19 protein-coding genes and 1 pseudogene are annotated in these 22446 nt (G+C 52.9%); 10 read left to right on the top strand and 10 right to left on the bottom strand.

Annotated elements, in window-relative coordinates; genetic code table 11:
* Window positions 1–16: 16 nt before the first annotated feature.
* From AC6I8N_RS23550 to AC6I8N_RS23565, 4 genes are all read right to left on the bottom strand, one after another.
* Entirely contained in the window at window positions 17–3160 is a 3144-nt protein-coding gene (locus AC6I8N_RS23550; protein WP_497831290.1) for an efflux RND transporter permease subunit, read from the bottom strand.
* On the bottom strand, window positions 3160–4320 hold the full coding sequence (locus AC6I8N_RS23555) for an efflux RND transporter periplasmic adaptor subunit (RefSeq protein ID WP_497831291.1): 1161 nt from the start codon (window positions 4318–4320) through the stop codon (window positions 3160–3162). The genes AC6I8N_RS23550 and AC6I8N_RS23555 overlap by 1 nt, the downstream gene beginning before the upstream one ends.
* Before the next feature lie 36 nt (window positions 4321–4356).
* A complete protein-coding gene (locus tag AC6I8N_RS23560) occupies window positions 4357–4707 on the bottom strand; it encodes a helix-turn-helix domain-containing protein (protein WP_208727225.1) in 351 nt (116 codons plus the stop codon).
* 164 nt (window positions 4708–4871) lie between these two features.
* Window positions 4872–5126: a YdgH/BhsA/McbA-like domain containing protein gene (locus AC6I8N_RS23565; RefSeq protein WP_208727227.1), complete on the bottom strand. Its 255-nt coding sequence runs from the start codon at window positions 5124–5126 to the stop codon at window positions 4872–4874.
* Window positions 5127–5407: 281 nt separating this feature from the next.
* Between AC6I8N_RS23565 and AC6I8N_RS23570 the strand changes: the two genes are divergently transcribed.
* Window positions 5408–6301, top strand: a complete 894-nt coding sequence (locus tag AC6I8N_RS23570) for a LysR family transcriptional regulator (protein WP_497831292.1) — start codon at window positions 5408–5410, stop codon at window positions 6299–6301.
* 36 nt (window positions 6302–6337) lie between these two features.
* On the opposite strand, the gene AC6I8N_RS23575 is transcribed toward AC6I8N_RS23570, so the two are convergent.
* Window positions 6338–7393, bottom strand: a complete 1056-nt coding sequence (locus tag AC6I8N_RS23575) for an NAD(P)-dependent alcohol dehydrogenase (protein ID WP_497831293.1) — start codon at window positions 7391–7393, stop codon at window positions 6338–6340.
* Between the two features lie 24 nt (window positions 7394–7417).
* Window positions 7418–8074 (bottom strand): carboxymuconolactone decarboxylase family protein, encoded by a 657-nt coding sequence (locus AC6I8N_RS23580; protein WP_497831294.1) that lies wholly within the window; start codon window positions 8072–8074, stop codon window positions 7418–7420.
* A 318-nt stretch (window positions 8075–8392) separates the two neighbouring features.
* Between AC6I8N_RS23580 and AC6I8N_RS23585 the strand changes: the two genes are divergently transcribed.
* The 3 genes from AC6I8N_RS23585 to AC6I8N_RS23595 all read left to right on the top strand — a co-directional run bounded on the left by AC6I8N_RS23585 (window position 8393) and on the right by AC6I8N_RS23595 (window position 11355).
* Window positions 8393–9664: an NTP/NDP exchange transporter gene (locus AC6I8N_RS23585; RefSeq protein WP_497831295.1), complete on the top strand. Its 1272-nt coding sequence runs from the start codon at window positions 8393–8395 to the stop codon at window positions 9662–9664.
* Window positions 9665–9714: 50 nt separating this feature from the next.
* Window positions 9715–10389, top strand: a complete 675-nt coding sequence (locus tag AC6I8N_RS23590; protein ID WP_415174086.1) for an NADPH-dependent F420 reductase — start codon at window positions 9715–9717, stop codon at window positions 10387–10389.
* A 138-nt stretch (window positions 10390–10527) separates the two neighbouring features.
* Entirely contained in the window at window positions 10528–11355 is an 828-nt protein-coding gene (locus AC6I8N_RS23595) for an SDR family oxidoreductase (RefSeq protein WP_497831296.1), read from the top strand.
* Between the two features lie 3 nt (window positions 11356–11358).
* On the opposite strand, the gene AC6I8N_RS23600 is transcribed toward AC6I8N_RS23595, so the two are convergent.
* From AC6I8N_RS23600 to AC6I8N_RS23615, 4 genes are all read right to left on the bottom strand, one after another.
* Window positions 11359–12186 carry a PRD domain-containing protein gene (locus AC6I8N_RS23600; protein ID WP_497831297.1) on the bottom strand — a complete coding sequence of 276 codons (828 nt, stop codon included), beginning with the start codon at window positions 12184–12186 and terminating at the stop codon, window positions 11359–11361.
* 22 nt (window positions 12187–12208) lie between these two features.
* Window positions 12209–13675 carry a glycoside hydrolase family 1 protein gene (locus AC6I8N_RS23605; RefSeq protein WP_497831298.1) on the bottom strand — a complete coding sequence of 489 codons (1467 nt, stop codon included), beginning with the start codon at window positions 13673–13675 and terminating at the stop codon, window positions 12209–12211.
* Window positions 13672–15477, bottom strand: coding sequence for a beta-glucoside-specific PTS transporter subunit IIABC (locus AC6I8N_RS23610; RefSeq protein ID WP_497831299.1), 1806 nt, complete (start codon window positions 15475–15477; stop codon window positions 13672–13674). The genes AC6I8N_RS23605 and AC6I8N_RS23610 overlap by 4 nt, the downstream gene beginning before the upstream one ends.
* A 182-nt stretch (window positions 15478–15659) precedes the next feature.
* Entirely contained in the window at window positions 15660–16673 is a 1014-nt protein-coding gene (locus AC6I8N_RS23615) for a LacI family DNA-binding transcriptional regulator (protein WP_497831300.1), read from the bottom strand.
* Between the two features lie 271 nt (window positions 16674–16944).
* Here AC6I8N_RS23615 and AC6I8N_RS23620 point away from each other — a divergent pair, with 271 nt between their 5' ends.
* The 6 genes and pseudogenes from AC6I8N_RS23620 to AC6I8N_RS23645 all read left to right on the top strand — a co-directional run bounded on the left by AC6I8N_RS23620 (window position 16945) and on the right by AC6I8N_RS23645 (window position 22391).
* Window positions 16945–17265: a PTS sugar transporter subunit IIB gene (locus tag AC6I8N_RS23620; RefSeq protein ID WP_013512635.1), complete on the top strand. Its 321-nt coding sequence runs from the start codon at window positions 16945–16947 to the stop codon at window positions 17263–17265.
* The gene (locus AC6I8N_RS23625; RefSeq protein WP_497831301.1) at window positions 17265–18581 is read left to right on the top strand and encodes a PTS sugar transporter subunit IIC; all 1317 of its coding nucleotides are present in this window, start codon (window positions 17265–17267) and stop codon (window positions 18579–18581) included. Before AC6I8N_RS23620 ends, AC6I8N_RS23625 begins: the two co-directional genes overlap by 1 nt.
* Window positions 18581–18913 (top strand): PTS lactose/cellobiose transporter subunit IIA, encoded by a 333-nt coding sequence (locus AC6I8N_RS23630; protein ID WP_208727245.1) that lies wholly within the window; start codon window positions 18581–18583, stop codon window positions 18911–18913. The genes AC6I8N_RS23625 and AC6I8N_RS23630 overlap by 1 nt, the downstream gene beginning before the upstream one ends.
* A gap of 38 nt (window positions 18914–18951) precedes the next feature.
* Entirely contained in the window at window positions 18952–20391 is a 1440-nt protein-coding gene (locus AC6I8N_RS23635) for a 6-phospho-beta-glucosidase (protein ID WP_497831302.1), read from the top strand.
* A gap of 77 nt (window positions 20392–20468) precedes the next feature.
* Window positions 20469–20846, top strand: a pseudogene (locus AC6I8N_RS23640) (HAD family hydrolase); the annotation flags it as partial.
* A gap of 135 nt (window positions 20847–20981) precedes the next feature.
* Window positions 20982–22391 carry a 6-phospho-beta-glucosidase gene (locus tag AC6I8N_RS23645; protein ID WP_497831303.1) on the top strand — a complete coding sequence of 470 codons (1410 nt, stop codon included), beginning with the start codon at window positions 20982–20984 and terminating at the stop codon, window positions 22389–22391.
* The last annotated feature ends 55 nt before the right edge of the window (window positions 22392–22446 follow it).

Here is a 22446-nt window from a genome sequence, read left to right on the forward strand (position 1 = left end):
TGACTGGGCGGGACGATTACACGAGGATGTCCTCTTCGTCCTCATCGTCGCGGGGCTTGCCGCCAAAGCGGTTACGCACCACCACAAAGAACACCGGGACAAAATAGATAGCCAGCAGGGTTGCCGCCACCATCCCGCCGATTACCCCGGTACCGACGGCATTCTGCGCACCGGAACCGGCACCAGAACTCAGTGCCAGCGGCAGTACACCGAGAATAAACGCCAGCGATGTCATCAGGATCGGACGCAGGCGCATACGGGCCGCTTCCAGCGTGGCTTCCACCACGCCTTTACCTTCTTTCTCGATCTGGTCTTTGGCGAATTCTACGATCAGGATGGCGTTCTTCGCCGACAGACCGATGGTGGTTAACAGGCCAACCACGAAGTAAACATCGTTATTCAGCCCACGCAGCATGGTAGCGACCAGCGCACCAAACACGCCAAGCGGCACCACCAGCATCACCGAGAACGGAATCGACCAGCTCTCGTACAGCGCCGCCAGGCACAGGAACACCACAATCAATGACAAGGCGTACAGCGCCGGTGCCTGCTCGCCGGTCATGCGTTCCTGGTACGACATGCCCGTCCAGTCAAAGCCGACGCCAGGTGGCAGTTGTTTCGCCAGTTGTTCCATCAGCGCCATCGCTTCGCCCGAACTTTTACCCGGTGCCGGTTGACCGAGAATTTCCAGGGAAGACAGGCCGTTATAACGTTCCAGACGCGGTGAGCCGTAAACCCACTCGGCTGTCGAGAAGCTGGCAAATGGCACCATCTTGCCGTTGCTGGCGCGCACGTACCAGTTATCCATATCTTTTGGCATCATGCGATACGGCGCATCGCTCATCACGTAGACCTTTTTCACCCTGCCGTGGTCAATGAAGTCGTTAACATAACTGCCGCCCCAGGCGCTGCTCAGGGTGGTATTGATGTCGGACAGATCGACGCCCAGTGCGGTGGCTTTCTCCTGGTCAATGTTGACTTTGTACTGCGGGCTGTCTTCCATGCCGTTCGGACGCACCGCCACCAGCGTATCGGGATGCTGGCGTGCCAGATCCAGCAGCTGGTTACGTGCGGCGACCAGTTTGTCATGCCCCAGACTGCCCTGGTCAATCAACTCAAAGTCAAAGCCGGTCGCGTTACCCAGCGCAATGATCGGCGGCAGGTTAAAGGCCACCACATTGGCATCCATGATTTTGCTGAACGCTTTAGCGGCACGGCTGACAATCCCGTCAACTTTGTTCTCTTCACCCGGACGCTGTGACCAGTCCTTCAGGCCGATAAAGGCGATTCCCACGTTCTGGCCCCGTCCGGCGAAACCGAAGCCGTTGACCGTCAGCACGTTCTCAACGTTGCTTTTCTCGTTGTTCAGGTAGTAATCATTGACCTGATCCAGCACTGCCTGGGTACGTTCCTGGGTAGCACCGGCCGGCAGGATGGCCTGGGTGGCGAGCACCCCCTGGTCTTCCGACGGCAGGAACGAGGTGGGCAGGCGCATAAACAGCACCGCCATCCCGGCGACCAGTACACCGTAAATCACCAGATAGCGCCCGCTCTTGTTCAGCATACGCGCCACAGAACCGGTGTAATGATGTGCACTTTGCTCAAACTTGCGGTTAAACCAGCCGAACAGCCCGCGATGTTGCCCGTGGCTACCGGGTCTAACCGGCTTCAGGATGGTGACACACAGCGCCGGAGTGAGGATCAACGCCACCAGTACCGAGAGCGCCATCGCGGAAACAATGGTGATGGAGAACTGGCGATAGATTACCCCGGTACTGCCGCCAAAGAACGCCATCGGCACAAACACCGCCGACAACACCAGCGCAATGCCGACCAGCGCTCCCTGAATTTGCCCCATCGATTTACGCGTGGCGGCCTTCGGTTTCAGGCCCTCCTCAGCCATCACGCGCTCGACGTTCTCCACCACCACGATGGCGTCATCCACCAGCAAACCGATCGCCAGCACCATGCCGAACATGGTCAGGGTGTTAATCGAGTAACCGAAGGCAGCGAGGATGCCAAAGGTACCCAGCAGCACCACCGGTACGGCAATGGTCGGGATCAGCGTGGCGCGGAAACTCTGCAAAAACAGGTACATCACCAGGAACACCAGCACGATGGCTTCAAACAGCGTTTTCACTACCTCGTGGATCGAGATACTGATAAACGGCGTGGTGTCGTAGGGATAGACCACCTTCAGTCCCTGCGGGAAGTAAGGTTTCAATTCATTAATTTTCGCGCGGATAGCATTGGCGGTATCCAGCGCGTTAGCGCCTGCCGCCAGCTGAATACCCAATGCTGACGCCGGTTTGCCATTGATTTTAACCACAAAGTTATAGTTCTCACCGCCGCGCTCGATCCGCGCCACATCATGCAGACGCACCTGCGAGCCGTCGCTGTTCACTTTCAGCAGGATGTTGCCAAACTCTTCCGGCGAGGTGAGTCGGGTCTGGGCAATGATCGAGGCGTTAAGCTGCTGACCTTTTACCGGCGGCGCGCCACCAAGTTGACCGGCGGCAATCTGCGCATTCTGGGTTTCAATCATGCTCATCACATCCACCGGCGTCAGCTGGTAGTTGTTCAGCTTGTTGGGATCGAGCCAGATACGCATCGCGTACTGCGAACCAAACAGCGTGGTATCCCCCACGCCGTTGATACGGCTGATGGGATCTTTCAGGTTAGCCGCCACGTAATCGGCAATATCTTCCATGCTCATGCGGCCGGTTTCATCGACGAAACCGGGCACCAGGAAGAACACGCTGGAGGATTTGCGCACGGTGATGCCCTGCTGCTGCACTTCCTGCGGCAGCAGGGGGGTGGCGAGTTGCAACTTGTTCTGCACCTGCACCTGAGCGATATCCGGGTCAGTGCCGTTCTCAAACGACAGCGTCAGCTGAAGCGTGCCGGATGAATCGCTGGTGGAGGACATATACATCAGGCCATCCAGCCCGCTCATGTTCTGCTCAATCACCTGGGTCACGGTGTTCTGCAACGTGGTGGCATCCGCACCTGGATAGGTGGCACGGATTTGCACTGAGGTGGGCGCAACGTCCGGGTATTGCTCCACTGGCAGTTTCAGGATCGAAATTCCCCCGGCCAGCATGATGATAATTGCCAGCACCCAGGCAAAGATCGGGCGGTCAATAAAGAATCTGGACATCAGTCGGCGGTTCCTGTGGGCGAAGGGGCGGTGAGAGGATTAACGGTCATACCGGGTTGGGCACGTTGAATGCCGGAGACAATCACGCGTTCGCCGGATTGCAGACCGCCAGTCACGCGCCATTTGTCACCTGCGGTCTGCGAGACGCTGATGGTGCGCACTTCTACCTTGTTAGCGCTGTCAACCACCAGCGCAGTGGCGTCACCGCGCGGTGTACGGGTCACCGCCTGCTGTGGGATCAGCAATGCATTGGGATCGGTGCCTTCATCCAGGCGGGCACGGACAAACATACCGGGCAGCAACGCGTGATCCGGGTTGGGGACAATAGCGCGCAGGGTGATGGAGCCGGTAGTTTGGTCAACGGTGACATCAGAAAATGCCAGCGTGCCACTATGGGGATAGACAGAGCCATCGCCAAGGATCACGCTGACCACCGCTTTACCGGCATTCTGATGCAAACGACCGGAGGCCAGCTCCTGTTGCAGACGCAGGAAATCCTGGCTCGATTGGGTGACATCGACATACAGCGGGTCCAGTTGTTGCACGGTAGCCAGCGCATCGCTTTGCGCATCCTGCACCAGCGCACCTTCAGTCACCGATGAGCGCCCGATACGGCCACTGATTGGCGAGGTGATGGTGCTCCAGGCGAGGTTGATACGGGCGGTTTCCAGTGCGGCATTGGCTGCATCCACGGCGGCACGCGTCTGGGCTGCGGTGGCCTGTGCCTGGTCATAATCCTGACGGCTGATGTAATTTGTCCCGGTCAGCGAGCGATAGCGATTCAGGGTCACCTGTGCCATGCGCGCGTTGGCTTCCGCTTCATTCACGGCTGCCCTGGCATTGTTGTAGCTGGCGCGGAAAGGGGCAGGATCGATCTGGTACAGCGTCTGACCGGCCACCACATCGCTGCCCTCGGTGAAGGTGCGTTTTAAAATTATGCCTGACACCTGTGGGCGAACTTCCGCTACACGGAATGCCGAGGTACGTCCGGGGAGTTCTGTGGACACGGGCAGTGACTGGGTAGCCAGAGTCTGGACCTGCACCTCGGGTGCGCTCTGCACTTCGGCGGCTTTTCCGGCTGAATCATCACATCCTGTTAAATTTAAAATGACGAACGCGCATAGCAAAGCCAGAGGCTTAAGTGCCACGTTATGGGGCATTGTTATTTTCTCCCGGAAACCGGTAATGACGATGAGTTAAACCAGAAAATTTAAATGATGTGTTTGTAAACGCCGCCAGGTTGCGGGTGGCACATGGTATTTTCTGGCAAAAGAGCGGGTAAATGACTGCTGGGAGTCGTAACCATATTTAACGGAAATATCAATGACTGTTTCACGGCTTTGAATCAAATCAAGCGCGGCCATTTCCAGCTTTTTATCACGAATGTAATTGCCTAAGCTGATATTCATAATACGCTGAAACATTCTTTGTAAGTGCCATTTTGAATAGCCGGATCGCTGAGCAACGTCTTCTATCTTAAGAGGGCGGCGAATATTTTCGTCAATCCACGCAATTAAGTCATGGATGATAACTTCGTGTCGATCCATTTCTTTTGCACCTTATTAATAAAATTAAGGTTAGAGATGAAGGAAGACGAAATAAAGCACAAGCGAAACGGGCAGTGAACACACCAACAAATAGTATGCACAGCAGGGCTAAGGAAATCGGGCAGTGAGCTTGTTCAGGGATATTTCGTCTTTAGAAGGGGTGGTTATTTATAAATCTCCGCCACACCATAAAGTTTATTTTCACCACCGGCGGCGATGATTTTCATCGAGGTGGCACCTTCCGCCTCGGCTTTGTCAGCAAGTTTGTTGGTCAGGCCATCAAGCGAATAAGCACCAGACGCGGAAACAACACCGACTTTTTGTTTGCCAGCGGCATCATTGATGACATCGACGGCAAAGGCGCTTTGAACCGCAAAGACGCTGGCCAGAGCAAAGGCGGAAGCAATTAACGTTTTCATGGAAACCTCACATAATCATAAAGGGAATAACGAACTACGGAATAATAGTATCATTACAAATTACACTTTATTAGCGGCTAAAAATTTATAACCGTTATGAGATGGATTCATTAATCGCGCTACAAAAGGTTAAGTATTGGCGCGGAATCTGGCTTAGAACATGACACCCATCACACGCGATGAGTTTTTTCTGGTCAACTCGTGAGTAACTCACATATATTTCAGTTTATGTATAGCCGTCAAGGCCCGAGCCTGACAAAAGATGACAAAGAGGCACACTGATGCTCAGGGAAAATTTTAACGACCTCATCTATCTGGTGATGGTGGCGCGCGAGCAGAGTTTTACCCGCGCCGCCGCCAAACTCGGGGTGTCGCAATCGGCGTTGAGCCACTCCATTCGGGGACTGGAAGAACGGCTCAATACACGATTATTAACCCGTACCACCCGCAGTGTGGCCCCCACCGAAGCCGGTGAGCGGTTAATTCAAAATGTTGGGCCAATGATCGCCGATATCGAAAAGGCCCTGCTGCAATTGTCCGACGAACAGGGAAAACCCTCCGGCAATATTCGTATTACCGCGGGAGAGCATGCGCTGGCATCGACACTCTGGCCGCTGTTGAAACCCTTTTTACAAGCCTATCCACAAGTCAACGTTGAATTATCCGTCGACAATACCTTAACGGATATTGTCAGTGGCCGGTTTGATGCCGGGGTTCGCCTGGGTGAACAGGTTGAAAAAGATATGGTGGCGGTCAGGATTGGTCCCGACTGGCGCATGGTGGTGGTGGCAGCACCGGAATATTTTGTTCAACATGGTATGCCTGAGACGCCGTATGAACTCCAGAACCATAACTGCATCAATATGCGTTTACCCACACTGGGTGGCATCTACAGCTGGGAATTCCAAAAAGATGGCAAAGAGATTCGGGTAAAAGTGGAAGGACAGCTAATTTTTAATAACCTTGCCTCGCGTGTTGATGCTGCTTTAACCGGAATGGGTGTGGCCTATGTGCCGGAAGATTGCGTGCGAAAATACATTGATGAAGGCAAACTGCAAATTGCGCTGGATGACTGGTGTGCGCCTTTTGCCGGATATTATCTTTACTACCCCAGTCGCAAACAACATACGGCTGCGTTTTCGAAATTGATTGAAGCGGTGCGCTATCAGGCGTAACGCGAAAGGGCAGTGGCTCGCCACTGCCCTTGTTTCTTAAGCCTTCAGCGAAGCAATATCGATAACAAAACGATACTTCACATCGCTTTTTAACATCCGTTGCCACGCATCATTAATATCTTGCATGTTGATCATTTCGACGTCTGACGTGATGCCATGCTCGCCGCAGAAATTCATCATCTCCTGCGTTTCCGCAATCCCGCCAATTACCGAACCGGCGACAGATTTACGGCCCAACACCAGCGGGGCGCTATTCAGTACCGGGTCCAGATCGCCCAGGTAACCCACCAGTACCAGGGTGCCGTTCAGCGCCAGGGTAGGGATATAAGGTTTCAAATCATGGACATACGGCACTGTATCAATAATCAGATCGAACTGGTTATACACCGCCTTCATCTGCGCATCGTCGGTGGAAATCACGATATGTTCAGCACCGAGACGACGGGCATCTTCCGATTTATTCGGTGAGCGGCTGAACAGGGTCACATCTGCCCCCAGCGCTTTGGCGAATTTCAGCGCCATATGCCCCAGGCCGCCAAGACCGACCACGGCAACTTTGCTGCCCGGCCCCACATTCCAGTGACGCAGTGGCGACCAGGTGGTGATTCCGGCGCACAGCAGAGGCGCCGCGCTTTTCAGATCCAGGCCTTCTGGCACTTTGACCACGAATTTTTCCGTGACCACGATTTTGTCGGAGTAGCCACCATAGGTCGGCATCTGGTCATGACGATCAACGTCGTTATAGGTGAGGGTATTCCCTTCTTCGCAGTACTGCTCAAGCCCCTGTTCACAGGCGCTGCAATGCTGACAGGAATCCACCATACAACCCACGCCGACATGATCGCCAACGCTGAATTTGGTCACGGCTTTACCCACATGCGTGACACGACCAATAATTTCGTGGCCTGGCACCATCGGGTAATTGGCCCCGCCCCAATCGTTGTAAGCGTTGTGAATATCGGAGTGGCAAACACCGCTGTAAAGGATCTCAATGACAACATCATTGTCACGCGGATCGCGACGCACAAAATTATGCGGCACCAAATCTTCTTTGGCGGCAAAAGCGGCATAGCCTTTTACATTTAACGTCATTCTGTTTTTCCTGAAAGCATTCTATTAACGCGGGCGACTGACCATCACGTCATCCAGTAGCTGCATGCCGCGTTGGGCTTCATGGCTGACGACGGTGTTACCATAGACCACAAACAGGTCTTTCACCTGCTGTTCAGTTAACCCGACATTGAGACCACCACCAATGTGTGATTTCAGTTGCGATTCCACACCGCCAAGACCGGTGAGCGCGGCGATAGTGGCGATTTCCCGATCCGGTAAGCCGAGATTGTCGCGGGCAATCACATCAGCAAAAAGATGTTCTTGCAGGAACTGGTTAATTTCAGGCAAAAATTCGATGAAATTGCCTTTCTCAGCTTTCAATACCCGTCCGGCAATGAGCGTCTGAATATCAGACCCTACTTCAGTCCGTGATTTATCCTGCGGTGCCGGGGAAGGGGCTTTACCGACCGGATCGTTGATGCCTTGTTCTGCGCGCTGTTTAATCACGCTCATAAAAGTTGTAATGCCATTCAGGCTTCTGGGAAAGCCACAGTAGGCATACATTTGCAGCAACACTTCTTTTATTTCATTGATGGTCAGACCGCTGTCTAACCCTGCGTTGAGTGCCTGAGAAAGTGCGGGTAAATCACCTTTGGCGGTCCAGGCCGCAATGGGAATAATTGCCCGCTGGGTGGCATTGAGTGATGCTGTTGTATTCATATTGATATTGCCTTTATCACCTGACGCATAGATAAGTCGTGACGTTGCTGTCAGCAGTCACGCGTCCTTCACCTTAGAATAAAAATCCGCAGGAATCAGCCTGTTATTACCGGTTTATGCTGAATGACGTTATGAATTGAACTCATCATTAATGCCGCAAAATGCTAATCCAACAAGGCTTAATTTCCGCAATTCTACCGTAGCGGCGCGATTTATCGCGCTATTACCTTGCGCGATAAATCGCGCCGCTACCGATTCGCGTAAATATTATGCACTTTAAAATATCTTCTGGTGAAATACGACCTTTGGTGACGATGAATGCGTTTTGATAAATATTATCAATTTTTAAATGTCAGGCCGAAAGAGCTGAAAACGCTGGCATGGTCGATGTTGTATGTCTTTTCTTTATTTGTTGCTTATTATCTTTTGCGCCCGGTACGTGACGAGTTAGGTGTAGCGGGAGGGGTGAATAATCTTCCCTGGTTGTTCAGCGGTACGCTCGCTGCGATGTTGCTATTGACACCATTATTTTCTTTTCTGGTAAAACGCTATCAGCGAATAACCGTCATCAGGATAAGCTACCATTTTTTTGCCAGCAATTTGCTGCTGTTTTTCGTGTTGCTACTCCCTGCGTTCAGTGAATATCGTATCTGGACTGGCCGGTTTTTCTTTATCTGGTTATCGGTATTCAACCTGTTTGTCGTTTCCCTGTTTTGGTCATTGATCGTTGATATTTTTACCTCCGAACAGGGGATGCGGCTATTTGGTATCCTTTCTGCTGGGGCGACACTGGGGGCGCTAATCGGGTCTTCTCTGACGCTGATTTCAGTGGAGCGTATTGACCAGCGCGGCCTGGTGTTGCTGGCGTTTCTGCTGTTGGAAATCAGTCTGCTATCGGCTCAGCGGGCTGCTGCGCACAGTACAAATTTTGCCGGAAAAACAACGGAACGTCCTGTTGGGGGATCGGTGCTCGCCGGGATCACCCACACGCTGCGTTCGCCTTACCTCTCCGGTATCGCCCTGTTTATGATGCTGTATAGCCTGACCTCCACCTTTCTCTATTTTGAGCAGGCGTCGATTGCAGCAAATGCCTTTTCTGACCGTGCCTCGCGCACCGCGTTTTTCGCCACCATCGATTTGTGGGTCAATCTGTTCACCTTCATCGCACAGATCTTTTTCACCTCACGGGCGTTGAAAGGATTGGGTGTCTCCCTGACCCTCGCCATTTTACCGCTGGTAACACTCGCGGGATTTTCGTTGCTGCTGGCATTTCCTTCCCTGATGATTTTTGTCGTATTCCAGGTTGCACGCCGCATCAGTAACTTCGCTTTCGCCCGACCCGGCAGAGAAATTTTATTTACCCGTGTGGCGAAAGAAGAACGCTATAAGTCGAAAAATTTCATCGATACGGTGGTGTATCGTCTCGGCGATCAGATGGGAAGCTGGAGTTATGCCGGGCTGATGGGATTTGCCGGGAGTTCCGGCCTGCTGGCGTATATTGCGATCCCTTTGTCTCTCGTCTGGTTGGCGCTGTCGGTCTGGCTGGGCCGTCAATCACCGTTAATTTCCCTCAACTCAGGAGCTGACTAATGTCCCTCTCACGACGTCAATTGATCAAGTTAGCCGCAATTACAGGAGCAATGAGTATGACAGGTAAGGCGATAGCTATCAGTACCGGCCAATCGTTGAAAATTGGTGTGATCGGAGCCGGTTGGCTGGGGGGCACAGTGGCTAAACTGTGGGTAAAAGCCGGGCATCAGGTGATGTTCTCCACCCGGCATCTGGATGAGTTGCAACGCGAGATCGCGCCCTTAGGTGCCAATGCCAGCGTAGGGACACCGGCAGAGGCTGCGGCATTTGGCGACATTCTGTTATTCGCCGTCCCCTATGATGCCTTGCCACAACTCGGCCAGCAGCTCGCTGCGGCGATGAAAGGCAAAATCGTGCTGGATGCCTGTAATCCTTCCGGCTGGCAACAGAGCGACCTTGCCAGGGAAGCGAACCAAAATGGGGTGGCGGAAACCAGTCAACGATTGTTGCCTGGCACTCGCTATGTCCGGGCTTTCAGTGCGGTTGACGCCACTGCCATTGAGGCATCCGCCAGTGCCAGCGCGGCGAACAAGTTAGGTGTGCCGATCGCCAGTGATGATGCTGAGGCATTGAAGACAGTGGCGAAGCTGGTTGAGGATGTCGGTTCGGTTCCGGTGATCACCGGGAATCTGGCGAGTGCCAGAAGTTTCCAACGCGGTGGCCCTGGTTTTCGGGCGAATACCAACGCTCCGGCGCTACGCGCTATTCTGCATGTGGATGTGTAGCGACGCGATTTATCGCGCAGATTTATGATCGCCACTCATAAACTCATGCTGATTATCCCTAAAGTCATTGCACGCTGGAACGATTATATTTTCCCCATCGACATTGTTGGTGAAACATAACTGACCTTCGGAGTGACTATGAAAGACGTGATTGTGGTGATTGGTGCGGGTTCAATCGGGCAGGCGATTGCTCGCCGGGTCAGCCAGGGCAAAACGGTGTTGCTGGCGGATCTCCGCGCTGAAAACACCGAAGCGGCAGCGAAAGTGCTACGCGATGCCGGTTTCGTGGTATCCACCAGTCAGGTGGATGTCTCGTCGCGCGACTCCATTCAGGCGTTGGTGAAAACGGCTACGGTGCTAGGCGCGGTAAAAGGGGTGATCAACGCGGCTGGGGTGTCGCCTTCACAGGCCTCATCTAAAACGATTTTAAACGTCGACCTTTATGGTACGGCGGTGATCCTTGAAGAGTTCGGTCAGGTTATTGCTGAAGGTGGTTCGGGTATTATTATCGCCTCCCAGTCCGGTCACCGCCTGCCGCCGCTCAGCGTAGAGCAGAATGAAGCGCTGGCGACCACGCCCACGGAAGACCTGCTGGCGCTGCCGTTTTTGCAGGAAGACACCATCATCGATCCGCTGCTGGCGTACCAATATTCAAAACGCGGCAATGCGCTGCGCGTGATGGCCGAAGCGGTGAAATGGGGCAAACGCGGTGCGCGCGTCAATACCATTAGCCCTGGCATCATCTATACCCCGTTGGCAAATGATGAGCTGTCCGGACCACGCGGCGCAGGATACCGCAATATGCTGGAGCGATCCCCGGTTGGTCGCGGCGGCACGCCGGATGAAGTGGGCGCGCTGGCGGCTTTGCTGATGGGACCGGAAGGCACCTTTATCACCGGCAGTGATTTCCTGATGGATGGTGGCGTGACAGCTTCATACTGGTATGGCGATCTAAAACCAGCCTGATTATCAGTGGCTTAATCGACTGATATGCATACTCAGCCAGGTGAGTTCTTCCCTGGGGAGTGAAAGCTGATATTTCTCCTGAATATAGTCGCGAATCGTCCAGGCGACGGACATGGCTTCAGGGTGGAATTTCAGCAGCTCCTGATAGAAGTCCTCGCCGGCTCCGGTACTGATTTTGCCCGCCAGGATACGCTCCGCGAAATAGCGTAAATGCGTAATAAAACGGTTGTAGTTAATCGACGTGACATCGATCGACCGGTTTAATTTGTAACGCACAATCTCGGCGATACGATTCACCAGCTGTACCTGCTGGTGAGCCGTGTCCTGACCTGCACTGCCCGAGGCATTAATCAGATGAAAAGCGATGTGTACTGCCTCATCTTCACCCAGTTCCAGCTTAAAGCGTGCTTCCACCATCGCTCTGGCCTGTAAACCAATGGCGTACTCTTTCTGGTAATAACGCTGCACTTCCCAGCTCAGTTTATTGGTGATCACCTGACCCGCGCGGGCGCGATCGGCGGCGAACCACAGATGCTCCGCCAGGGTAAAAAACAGCACCGAGTGCAGTTTTTCGCTGTACTGCGCCTGCGCCAGGGCAATGATGTCATGGGTAATATCAAACCAGGCAACGGGTATGGTGTTGGTCAGCGAGAAATAGTGGCGCGACTTGAGATGTTCCAGCGGGATAAACACCTGCTCAATCCCTGCCGCGTTCACCTGGGTGCCGGGTCTGGCGCCAAAGCCAATCCCTTTACCAAACAGAATCATCTCCTGCTGGTCATGTTCCACCAGCAGCATGCTGTTGTTCAGCGATTTCTTCACGGTAATCACGTCAATACCCGTCCCTGTGTTGTCAATTCAGGTCGCTGCCGTTGGTGGCAATAACCTTCTGATACCACCAGAACGAGTCTTTGCGCAGGCGTGCCAGCGTGCCGTTGCCTTCATCATCCTGATCGACATAGATAAAACCATAGCGTTTGGTCATTTGTGAGGTGCCTGCGCTGATGATATCAATGGTGCCCCAACTGGTGTAACCCATCAGCTCGACACCTTCATGTACCGCCTCGCGCATTTGTTCAAAGTGAGAACGGAAATAGTCGATGCGGTAACTGTCGTGAATTTTTCCGTCTTCAACCACATCTTTGCAGCCAAGACCATTTTCCACAATAAACAGCGGCTTGCGATAGCGATCATACAGCTCCAGCAGCGAAATCTTCAGTCCAACCGGATCAATCTGCCATCCCCAGTCGGAGGCCGGTAAGTAAGGATTCTTCACCCCCAGCACAGTATTTCCGGCGGTACGCTCGGCATCAGGTTGGGTCGATTCGGTCATCGACATGTAATAACTGAAGGAGACGAAATCGACGGTGTGTTGCCGCAGGATGTCGAGGTCATCAGCGGCCATCACCAGTTCGATGCCGCGCAGTTCCAGGTCGCGTTTGATCAGCGGTGGATAGCTGCCAAACACCTGAACATCGGCATAGAACAGATTTTCGAGGTTTTTTTTCAGGCTGGCTTGCACATCATCAGGATGGCAGGTGCGCGGATAGGTGGTGAGCTTGGTCAGCATACAACCGACCTGGCTGCCGGGGATTTTGGCATGGCAATCACGCGTCACCAGCGCCGATGCGACAAACTGATGGTGCAGTGCCTGATAAATATCCTGCTTTTCCTGGCCCGGTGCGCATTTATCTTCACGGATGCCTGCGGTGGTAAACGGATGACGATGGATGCTGTCAATTTCGTTAAACGTCAGCCAGTAACGCACCAAATCTTTATAACGGTCGAAGCAGACGTTGCTGAAACGAACGAAGGCATCGACCACATTGCGGTGCACCCAGCCGTTATAACGTTCGCTGAGTTTGAGCGGCATCTCATAATGCGACAGTGTCACCAGTGGTTCGATATTTAACCGGCGCATTTCACCAAACAGGCGCTCATAAAACGCTAAACCGGCTTCGTTTGGCGCAGACTCTTCGCCATCGGGGAAGATACGGGACCAGGCAATGGAAACACGTAACACTTTAATCCCCATCTCGGCGAAGAGCGCCAGGTCCTGCGGGTAGTGATGGTAAAAATCGATGCCGCGGCGCTTCGGGTAGAAGGCATCATGAGTGCCATTGAGCGCATCCGCCACATTCTCATCGGTCACCGCCATGTGTGCGGTGAAATCCTTGAGATCCAGATTGGGTTTCCAGTTGATGGCATCCGCTACGGATGGCCCTTTACCGTCCACATTCCAGGCGCCTTCGGCCTGATTAGCCGCAATCGCGGCACCCCATAAAAATCCTCGGGGAAAGGTGGCTTGCGTTACCGTCATACAGACTCCTTGAACGTCATGATCGGGGAATGAAGGGTGAGTGGGGTGTCAGCAGCGTTAGTGGTGAAGGAAAAACGTTCGCTATTGGTAATAACCATCACAATGACGGGATCAAAACCTGCCGTGTTGATGGCATCAAGATCGAATTCCACCAGCAGTTCACCGGCCTGTATGGTTTGTCCCGCCGTGACGCGTGGATGGAAACCTTTGCCGTTAAGTTTGATGGTGTCGATACCAATATGCAGGATCACTTCTGCCCCCTGAGTCGTCAGCAGGCTTACGGCATGCCCACTGTCAAAAACGTTACTGATTACTCCATTGGCCGGTGCGAACAGTTTGCCGCTGGTTGGTATCACGGCGATGCCGTCACCCATAATACCGGCAGAAAAAACATCGTCTTGCACCTCGGTCAGCGGGATCAGTCGCCCTTCAGCCGGCGTAACAAAGTGGTTGAAATCGGTCACCTGAGCGGCTTTTTCCCGCCAGAAAAACAATGTGGCAACAAATGAGATGGCAAATGCCAGACCGGCGCCCAGCAAGGCGTACAGGATATTCCACGGGCTGGTGGGCGAGATAAACATCGAGATACTGGCAAGGCTGGGGCTGACCAGCGCGAAGGCTTCCACCGTCATCCAGCCTAAAAAGCCACCGCCGATCACGCTGGCCGCAATCACCGCGTACAGCGCGGTTTTATTCAGCAGCGTGATGCCGTACAGCGCGGGTTCGGTGATGCCGCACAAGGCAGAGATCCCGGCTGAGAGCGCGGTAGACTTCATCACCTTGTCTTTACTGCGCAACGCAATCGCCAGGCAGGCACCCGCTTCGGCAATGTTATGCGCCAGCGAGGCGGGCAGATACAACATCTCACGGGAGAACTGCCCCATAGACGCCACGACATAAGGGATCATTGGTTTATGCATTCCTGCCGCGACCATAAAGGGTAATACCCCGGCCAGCAGAGCGGTGGCGACAAATCCCAGCTTGCTGTACAGCCACAGGATCACCGTCGCCAGCCCGGAACCCAGCTCAAAACCGAGTGGCCCGAGGATCAACAGCGTCACTGGCACGGTGACCAGCAGAGATAACATTGGTGACAGGAAAATGCGTAGCGCCGAGGGGGAGTAACGATTGAAGAACCGTTCCGCGCGGGAATAAAACAGTACGCACAAGATGGCGGGGAACACCTGTGAGGCATAGGCGATATTCTTCAGGTCGAAGGAGAACAGCGTAATACCTTCCGCCAGCTGCTTTGACATCATCGGCAGTACCATCACCGACACGGCGGATACCGCGACCAGCACATTCACTTTAAGTTTGTTGGCAGTGGTAATGGCGACCAGAATGGGCAAAAAGTACAGGGGTGCCGAGCCGATATTGTCCAGTATTTTGTAGGTATCGCTGCTGCGCGGCAGCCAACCGAGTAGATCAAGCAGGATTAGCAGTGACTTCAGTACCCCGCCTCCCGCGATGGCAGGCACCAGTGGCTGAAAGACGCTAATCACAAAATCTACACAGCGCGCTGCCCAACGGGCTTCACTGTGGCTACCGGTTGCTGGCTGTCCGGCTGCCAGCGCTTTCACTGCGTCATAGATTTCCACCACATCCTTGCCAATGATTACCTGGCATTGCACATTGACGCGTACCCCCAACACGCCGGGAATGGCAGCGAGAGCGGGTTGGTCGATACGCGTATTGTCACGCAGGGTCAGACGCAGTCGGGTGGAGCAGTGTTCAATGTGATCGATATTCCCGGCACCGCCGACATGCGCAATGACGGCTTTCGCTGTGGCTTGATAATCCATATACCACCCTCTTTTTTTGCCAAAAAAAAGACCTGAAGCCGGCTTCCGATTTGGAAGCGAGCTTCAGGTCTTGCCTGGTTACCCAGTTACACGCCTGACGACAGTTCTAACGTCAGCGGCAAAGTGCTGTCAAAACAATCCCGAGCGGTTAATGATGAATTGTGATGCACACGACGTTTTACTTAACCATAGGGGCCATCACCAACGGATTGCCGATGGATCAATTCGCCACACATCAGAGACAACGCGCTAACCTCCTCGCCATCCAGCATTTTCGTGAGTTGCGCGAGGGCGCTGGCGACCATTTCTGCCATCGGCACATGCACCGATGTCAGCGCCGGGATGGTGTAGGAGGCGATGGGAATATCATCAAAGCTGAGCAGCGACACATCCTGCGGAATGCGCTTGCCCGCATTGTACAGGGCAGAGGCGGCCCCGATAGCCATATCGTCGTTACTGGCAACAATCGCCGAGAATGTCACGTTGCGTGCCAGCAATTCTTCAGCGGCTTGCTTACCGCTTTCCATGGTCCAACTGCCATCCAGCATCAACGCCGGTGCCATTGGCAAATTATTTTGGGTCATCGCGGCCTGAAACCCTTTTAATCGACTGAGACCGGTGTGAGAGCTGCCCATCCCTTTGATAAACGCGATATCGCGATGCCCACGGTGAATCAAATAATTCACCGCATCGAAAGTGTCTTTCTCATGGTCGGCACAGACGGAATATTGGGGAAATTTTTTTAGCCGGCGGTTCAGGATGATCAGGGGTTTGCTCAGGGTGGGGATCAGTTGGTCGATTTCTTCCACGCTCAGATAACGCGGGTAAATGATCACCGCATCACAACGGCTGTCGATAAGGAAATGAATGGCATCGCGCTCCTGCTGCGCGCTGTGTTTACCATCGGCCAGCACCAACTGGGAGCCGAGCTGTTCGGTCAGGGTCGCCACCTGAAACATCAGTTCGCTGAAAAACGGGCCATGATAAAGGGTATTAGGCACCATCAGGCCAATGCTATGCGAACGGTTGGTCGCCAGGTTACGTGCCACCAGATTGGGACGATACCCCATCTCCTCGACTGCCTGCATCACTTTGTCGCGCACCGTTTTGGACACATAACTGTGTCCGGCCAGTACACGGGATACGGTTGCCTTCGAAACGCCCGCACGTTGGGCAACATCAAGCATGGTAATCATTCGTGTTCCTTGTTAGCTCACCTGCCTATTGTAACCAATAATCCCGGCAACAGTAAAAGCCTGCCTTAAAATAACGCATTGTCTATGTTGTTAAAATTAAACAGCATCGGGATGGAATAATCTGAAACCGGTTGCAGATTATTTTAACTTTATCACAAAATAAGACGATACTTCGTTTGAGTTATAGATCACAAAAAAGATAAATTGAATATGTAACCGGTTGCAGAGATGGCGAGTGACGCGTAAGAATTTAGAAAAAAAGGAGGGTGTCATGGTTAAAATCTTATTGTGTTGCTCGGCAGGAATGTCCACCAGCATGGTGGTGCAGCGAATGGAAAAAGCCGCGGTGCAGCTGAGTCTGGATGCCCGTATCGAAGCGGTAGGTATGGAGGAGTTCCGGGATAAAATCGCCGATTACGACTGTTGTCTGCTCGGTCCACAAATTAAATACAAGCTGGCGGATTTCCAACAACGCGCAGCAGAATTTAATAAACCTGTCACCGTCATTAACACCATGGATTACGGCATGCTGAATGGTGAAAAAATTCTGAAGTCTGCCCTTTCCCTGATTGATTCCCATAAGGGGGCATAATGAGCACACTGGCTGATTCATTATTTGGGGTGATCGAGAATCGTATCAGTCCCATTGCCGCGCGGCTCTCCTCGCAGCGACATGTGGTGGCGATAAAAGATGGCTTTATTGCATCGATGCCATTTTTAATTGTTGGCTCTTTTATGCTGCTGTTCTCGCATCCTCCGTTCAGTGAAACCAGCCAGTGGGGATTTGCCCAGTGGTGGCTGGGTATCGTTAAGCAATACAACGATCAACTGATGATGCCCTACAACATGACGATGGGCATTATGGCGGTGTTTATTACCGGTGCGATTGCCTATAACCTGGCCCAGAGCTACAAACTTAACGGCCTGATGGCGGCGCTGCTGGCGTTGATGACGTTTCTGGTGGTGGCCGCACCTGCAAAAGATGGGGCGCTTTCCGTCGCCTCACTGGGCGGGGAAGGGATTTTTACTGCCATTCTGATCAGCCTGTACTGTACCGAGGTGATGCATCTGCTGGTGAAGTACAACATCGGTTTCAAACTGCCGGAGCAGGTGCCGCCGAAAATTCGTCAGTCCTTCGATCTGCTGATCCCGATTGTGGTGATCTTCCTGACGCTCTATCCGCTGAATCTGTTTATGCAGAGCAACTTTGGCTTACTGATTCCGCAGGCAATTATGGCGGTATTCGCACCGATCATTTCCGCGGCTGATTCCCTGCCTGCGGTGTTGATTGCGGTGCTGCTGTGCCATCTGCTGTGGTTTGCCGGTATTCATGGCGCGGCAATTGTCGGCGGTATTTTGCAGGCATTCTGGCTGAGTAATCTGGGGCTTAACCAGGAAGCGTTAACCGCCGGGGAGCCCATTCCGAAAATCTTTATCGAACCTTTCTGGCAGTTCTTTATTACCGTCGGCGGATCAGGTGCGACGATGGGGCTGGTGATTCTTTACCTGCGCAGTCGTTCCGCTCATCTGCGTTCTATCGGGCGTCTCGGCCTGGTGCCCGGCATGTTCAACATCAACGAACCGATTATCTTCGGCTCACCGGTGGTGATGAACCCGCTGCTGTTTATTCCGTTTATCACGACGCCATTGCTGAACGCCATCATCGCCTGGACGGCCACGCGTACCAATCTGATTAACCATGTGATTTCTCTGGCTCCCTGGACCACACCCGGACCAATTGGCGCGGCCTGGTCCACCGGCTGGGACTGGCGTGCAGTGGTACTGGTGCTGTTCCTGATTGGCCTGTCGACCCTGATTTATTACCCGTTCTTCAAGATGTATGAACGCCAGCTGCTGCAACAGGAAGCGGAGATGGCGCATGAAACCCTGGCAGAGGAGATGAAGTGATGAACGATATGGAAACCACGGTGATGGAACTGATTATCCATGCCGGAGAAGCGCGTTCCTCGGCGATGCAGGCCTTACAGGAGGCACGCAAACACAACTGGGGCGTGGTGGAGGCGATGCTGGAAAACGCCAGCCAGGCGGCGCGTGAAGCGCACAAAATTCAAACCTCACTGATTGGTGCGGATGAAGGCTGCGGCAAGATCCCGGTCAATCTGATCATGGTGCATGCACAGGATCATCTGATGAACGCCATGCTGTGCCGTGACCTGGTGGAAGAACTGATTTATCTGCACCGCGAGGTGCAGGAACTGAGCAAAACCCAAACGCATTAATGTCGCAAGACGTCGTTAATCTACTTAAAGGAAGGATTATGTCTGACAAATTACCGGCAGGTTTTTTATGGGGCGGTGCCGTGGCGGCCCATCAGGTAGAAGGTGGCTGGAATGAGGGCGGTAAAGGTCCAAGCATCGTTGATGTGTTAACCGGTGGCGCACACGGTGTGGATCGTGAGATCACCGACGGTGTGATAACGGGAAAACATTACCCCAACCATCTGGCGACTGATTTTTACCATCGCTACAAAGAAGATATCGCGCTGTTTGCTGAGATGGGGTTCAAATGTTTCCGCACCTCAATCGCCTGGACGCGCATCTTCCCCAAAGGGGACGAATTAACCCCGAACGAAGCAGGCTTGCAGTTCTATGACGACATGTTCGACGAACTGCTGAAGCACGGTATCGAACCAGTCATTACCCTGTCGCACTTTGAGATGCCGCTGCATCTGGTGAAGCAGTATGGCGGCTGGCTGAATCGTGAACTGATCGATCTGTTTGTGCGTTACAGCGAAGTGGTGCTGAAGCGCTATAAACACAAAGTGAAATACTGGATGACGTTCAACGAGATCAACAACCAGCGCAACTGGCGCAGGCCGTTGTACGGATACAGCAACTCCGGGGTGATTTTCACTGACCATGAGAAACCGGAAGAGGTGATGTATCAGGTGCTGCATCATCAGTTTGTCGCCAGCGCTCGGGTGGTGAAACTCGGTCATACCATCAATCCGGATTTCAAAATTGGTTGTATGCTGGCGATGGTGCCGCTCTATCCCTGGTCCTGCAACCCGGACGATGTGATGTACGCGCAAAAAGCGATGCAGGATCGCTATCTGTTCGGCGATGTGCATATGCGTGGTGCTTACCCTTCTTACATTAAGAAAGAATGGGAACGTCGCGGATTCCACATTGAAATGGCCCCCGGTGATGAGCAGACGCTGCGTGAAGGCTGCACCGATTATCTCGGCTTCAGCTATTACATGAGCAACGCCGTGGAATACGCAACGGCGACGCAAACCGCGCATACGCCGCTGGAAGCCTTTCCCGGCAGCCGCAAAAACCCGCATGTGCCGGCATCAGACTGGGGCTGGCAGATTGATCCGGTTGGGCTGCGTTACACCCTTAACGCGTTGTATGAGCGTTACCAGAAACCGCTGTTTATCGTGGAAAACGGTTTTGGTGCCATCGATAAAGTGAAAGCCAATGGCGAGATCAATGATGACTATCGCATCGACTATTTGCGCGCCCACATTGAACAGATGAAGAAAGCGGTGCTGGAGGATGGCGTTGACCTGATGGGCTTTACCCCGTGGGGCTGTCTGGATTGTGTGTCATTTGGCACCGGCCAGTACAGCAAACGCTACGGTTTTATTTATGTCGATCGTAATGATGATGAAACCGGCGATTTCTCCCGCAGCAAAAAGAAAAGTTTCGACTGGTATAAAACCGTTATCGCCAGCAATGGTGAGCAACTTTAAGGCAGTTTGTTGACGCGTAGCGGCGCGATTTATCGCGCTCCCGTAAAAACGCGCGATAAATCGCGCCGCTACGCAACCTGTCTGACGATTTTGTCAAAATTACGGTCTATGACGAAACGGGAAGCTGCCCGCAGACTTGTCCGTCTCTGACGCCGTTTGAACATCAAGTGTATATCGTGGTGGCCGAAGCTGCGTGGATCGATATTGCCAATGAGGGGATACATAAAGGCAGCACCATCCGGCGACTTCAGGAAATGTTAAATATTGATCGTCATGAAATCATGGCGTTCGGTGACGGTTATAACGATATTGAATTACGTTCTGAAGCGGAATACAGCTTCGCCATGCGCAATGCATTTGATGAAACTAAAAAAGTGGCGAATTTTATTACAGGTTCTAATGATGAAAATGCGGTGTTAAATACTATCAAACGTATTTTGTCGCTACAAAATTAATAAAACCTGCGTCCTGTTTTCAATAAATATATTCAGTCTCCAGGAAAAATATCATCCACGAGGTGAGGGCGAATGCTGGTCATTATCAGGCTGGCACGCTGTTGCCTGACCTGTAACCTGACGGAGTGCTGTCCTATGCAAAATAAGATAAAAATTGTCACTATCGGTGGAGGTTCAAGCTATACCCCTGAATTAATAGAAGGGTTAATTGTCCGACAGGCACAATTGCCGATTGCCGAATTGTGGCTGGTCGATATCGACGCGGGTGCGGAGAAAATGGAGATCGTCGGCAACATGGCAAAGCGTATGATTGCCGCCGCAAAACTGGACTGGCAGGTACATCTGACCCTCGACCGGCGTGAAGCCCTGAAAGATGCTGATTACGTCACCACCCAATTCCGCGTTGGTTTACTGGATGCCCGACTGAAAGACGAGGTGATCCCGCTGGCAAACGGGCTGCTCGGCCAGGAAACCAACGGTCCTGGCGGTATTTTTAAAGCTTTCCGCACCATTCCGGTGATCCTCGATATCATCAAAGATATGCGCGAACTCTGTCCAAATGCATGGCTGGTGGATTTTACCAATCCGGCCGGGATGGTGACCGAAGCAGCGATTAAACAAGGCAAATGGGAGAAAACCGTCGGCTTGTGTAATGTGCCATTCGGCCATATCAACCAGGCGTGTGAAGTGCTGGCGAAAGAGGAAAAGGATCTGTTCTTCAAATTTGCCGGTCTTAACCATTTTCACTGGCACCGCGTGTGGGACCAGCAGGGTAATGAACGTACCGCCGAATTGATCGAGAAAATCTATGCGCCGGAGCACCGGGCGAAAACGGATGAGGGACTGAAGAACATCCACCAGATCCCGTTTCATTATGAACAGGTGAAACACCTCGGGGTGCTGCCTTGTGGTTATCATCGTTATTACTACCTTCAGGAGCCGATGCTGGCCCATGCGGTTGAGGAGTTCGAACGCTATGAAACCCGTGCTGAAGTGGTGAAAAAGACGGAGGCGCGTCTGTTTGAACTGTATAAAGACGTTAACCTGAACTACAAGCCGGAAGAACTCAGCCAGCGCGGTGGCGCGCATTACAGTGATGCCGCCTGTGATCTCATCGCATCGATTCATAACAACAGCGGCAAATTAATGGTGGTGTCCACCCGTAATAACGGAGCAATTGCCGACCTGCCGTTTGACTGCATCGTGGAGGTGACGGCATCAATTACCTCACATGGCCCTGAACCGTTGCGCTGGGGCGCATTGCCGTCTGCCGCACGCGGCATGATTCAGCTGATGAAGGCGATGGAAGAGACGGTGATTGAAGCGGCTGTTACCGGTGATTATGGTGCGGCGTTACATGCCTTTACCATCAATCCGTTGATACCGGCGGGCGACACGGCGATTAAAGTGCTGGATGAACTGTTGTATGCGCACAAAGCCTGGTTGCCGAAGTTTGCAGATAAAATCGCCGAAATAGAGAGAAATAAGCCGGAAGTCGTGCAGTTTGTGGATCGGTTACTGGCAGATAGAAAAACGCACGCCTAAGCAAAAGACAACCAAAGCGCCACAGGCGCTCTGGTTGTCATATTCTGTATGACGG

The sequence above is a fragment of the Pantoea sp. X-Soil-TKNS-1279 genome (assembly GCF_059730565.1).

Excerpts from the sequence above, each read along its gene's own strand:
- AC6I8N_RS23550 (WP_497831290.1), bottom strand. The coding sequence starts at position 3,160 with ATGTCCAGATTCTTTATTGACCGCCCGATCTTTGCCTGGGTGCTGGCA.
- AC6I8N_RS23555 (WP_497831291.1), bottom strand. The coding sequence starts at position 4,320 with ATGCCCCATAACGTGGCACTTAAGCCTCTGGCTTTGCTATGCGCGTTC.
- AC6I8N_RS23560 (WP_208727225.1), bottom strand. The coding sequence starts at position 4,707 with ATGGATCGACACGAAGTTATCATCCATGACTTAATTGCGTGGATTGAC.
- AC6I8N_RS23565 (WP_208727227.1), bottom strand. The coding sequence starts at position 5,126 with ATGAAAACGTTAATTGCTTCCGCCTTTGCTCTGGCCAGCGTCTTTGCG.
- AC6I8N_RS23570 (WP_497831292.1), top strand. The coding sequence starts at position 5,408 with ATGCTCAGGGAAAATTTTAACGACCTCATCTATCTGGTGATGGTGGCG.
- AC6I8N_RS23575 (WP_497831293.1), bottom strand. The coding sequence starts at position 7,393 with ATGACGTTAAATGTAAAAGGCTATGCCGCTTTTGCCGCCAAAGAAGAT.
- AC6I8N_RS23580 (WP_497831294.1), bottom strand. The coding sequence starts at position 8,074 with ATGAATACAACAGCATCACTCAATGCCACCCAGCGGGCAATTATTCCC.
- AC6I8N_RS23585 (WP_497831295.1), top strand. The coding sequence starts at position 8,393 with ATGCGTTTTGATAAATATTATCAATTTTTAAATGTCAGGCCGAAAGAG.
- AC6I8N_RS23590 (WP_415174086.1), top strand. The coding sequence starts at position 9,715 with ATGAGTATGACAGGTAAGGCGATAGCTATCAGTACCGGCCAATCGTTG.
- AC6I8N_RS23595 (WP_497831296.1), top strand. The coding sequence starts at position 10,528 with ATGAAAGACGTGATTGTGGTGATTGGTGCGGGTTCAATCGGGCAGGCG.
- AC6I8N_RS23605 (WP_497831298.1), bottom strand. The coding sequence starts at position 13,675 with ATGACGGTAACGCAAGCCACCTTTCCCCGAGGATTTTTATGGGGTGCC.
- AC6I8N_RS23610 (WP_497831299.1), bottom strand. The coding sequence starts at position 15,477 with ATGGATTATCAAGCCACAGCGAAAGCCGTCATTGCGCATGTCGGCGGT.
- AC6I8N_RS23615 (WP_497831300.1), bottom strand. The coding sequence starts at position 16,673 with ATGATTACCATGCTTGATGTTGCCCAACGTGCGGGCGTTTCGAAGGCA.
- AC6I8N_RS23620 (WP_013512635.1), top strand. The coding sequence starts at position 16,945 with ATGGTTAAAATCTTATTGTGTTGCTCGGCAGGAATGTCCACCAGCATG.
- AC6I8N_RS23625 (WP_497831301.1), top strand. The coding sequence starts at position 17,265 with ATGAGCACACTGGCTGATTCATTATTTGGGGTGATCGAGAATCGTATC.
- AC6I8N_RS23630 (WP_208727245.1), top strand. The coding sequence starts at position 18,581 with ATGAACGATATGGAAACCACGGTGATGGAACTGATTATCCATGCCGGA.
- AC6I8N_RS23635 (WP_497831302.1), top strand. The coding sequence starts at position 18,952 with ATGTCTGACAAATTACCGGCAGGTTTTTTATGGGGCGGTGCCGTGGCG.
- AC6I8N_RS23645 (WP_497831303.1), top strand. The coding sequence starts at position 20,982 with ATGCAAAATAAGATAAAAATTGTCACTATCGGTGGAGGTTCAAGCTAT.